We start from the raw sequence: 1,563 nt of genomic DNA, 5'->3' as shown, positions 1-1,563 counted from the left end.
CCGGACTGGGAGGCCGCCAAGGTCCTGTTCGCCGCCGGGGCGCCCGACGCCGCCGAGCGGCGGGCGCTGCTCTCGGGCCGCGCGGCGACCGCCTCGGCGGGTCCGGTGGGCTGCGCCTGTCACGGCGTCGGCGCGGACGTGGTCGCCGCGGCCGGCGCCGGAGGCGCCGGCTCCGTGGAGGCGGTGGGGGCCGCCTGCAAGGCCGGGACGAATTGCGGCTCGTGCATACCGGAGATCCGCAAGATGCTGGCCGGGCAGACCGCATGCGCCGCGTGATTTTCTGATACACTCGCCGGCGAGGACGGATCGGCGTCTCCCGCCAGATCACCTCATCCCGAGGTGCCCGCGTCAGCGGCCCTCGAAGAAGGGCTCCAGGGATCGCGGCCGACTGGAGCCCTTCTTCGAGGCCTCCGCTCCGGCACCCGAGGATGAGGGGGCAGTCGGGACCGGCCGGATCAGGACGATTCAGGACAGGCCCGTGACCGAGACTCCCCTGCGCGCCGCCCGCGCCCCCCGCGAGACCAAGGCCGCCGGCCTGGAGCCGCTGGCGGTGCTGCCCGTCTTCGTGCCCCTGCGCGGCAAGCGCGTGGTCCTCGCCGGCTCGTCCGGCGGCGCCCCCTGGAAGGTGAAGGTGCTGGCCGCCGCCGGCGCCCATGTCGACGTCTACGCGCCCGAGCCCGGCGAGGAGCTGCGCGCCGTGCCGGGCGAGATCGTCGACGGGCAGGTGGTCCTGCACGAACGCGCCTGGAGCCCGGACGATCTCTGGGGCGCGGCCTTCTGCATCGGCGCGATGGAGGACGAGGCCGAGTGCGTCGCCTTCGTGGCGGCCGCCCGCGGGGCCGGCGCCATCGTCAACGCGGTCGACCGGCCGCACCTCTGCGACGTGAAGTTCGGCGCCATCGTCAACCGCTCGCCGCTGGTGGTCGGCATCTCCACGGAGGGCGCCGCCCCGGTCTTCGGCCAGACCGTGCGCGCCCGGATCGAGGCGATGCTGCCCCGCGGGTTCAGTCGCTGGGTCGCGGCCGCCCGCGACTGGCGCGACGGCGTCACGGCCCGCTTCCACGGCTTCGCCGACCGGCGGTTCTTCTGGGAGCGCTTCACCGACCGGGCCTTCGCGGAGCCCGACCGGGCGCCGTCGGACCGCGATCTCGCCGAGCTGCTCGGCGAGACCGAGACCGCCCCGAAGGGCGGCGCCGTGACGCTGGTCGGGGCCGGCCCCGGCGACGCGGAGCTCCTCACGCTCAAGGCGCTGCGGGCGCTGCGCAACGCCGACGTCATCCTCTACGACGACCTCGTCGCCCCCGAGATCCTGGACTACGCCCGCCGCGAGGCCCGCACCATGCTGGTGGGCAAGACCGGCCACGGCCCGTCCTGCCGCCAGGACGACATCAACGCGCTGATGGTGCAGCTCGCCCGCTCGGGCAAGCAGGTGGTGCGGCTGAAATCCGGCGACCCGCTGGTCTTCGGCCGGGCCGGCGAGGAGATCGAGGCCGGCCGGGCCGCCGGCATCCCGGTGAGCGGGGGGGCGGGGGGGCGGGGCCCCGCGGGGGGGCGGCGGGCGCC

At 76.0% G+C, this 1,563-nt stretch carries 2 protein-coding genes; both read left to right on the top strand.

Features of this window, described 5'->3' with window-relative positions; genetic code table 11:
- A partial coding sequence (locus ACLBYE_RS30410; RefSeq protein WP_447697020.1) for a (2Fe-2S)-binding protein occupies positions 1–276 on the top strand: 276 nt, incomplete at its 5' end.
- A 202-nt stretch (positions 277–478) separates the two neighbouring features.
- Positions 479–1,563, top strand: a 1,085-nt coding sequence (locus ACLBYE_RS30405) for a siroheme synthase family protein (RefSeq protein ID WP_447697019.1), incomplete at its 3' end; no start/stop codon positions are given.

It is taken from the genome of Methylobacterium sp. A52T (assembly GCF_053346095.1).
Note: the sequence above shows the minus strand (reverse complement) of the source record. Positions and strands in the feature narration are given on the sequence as shown.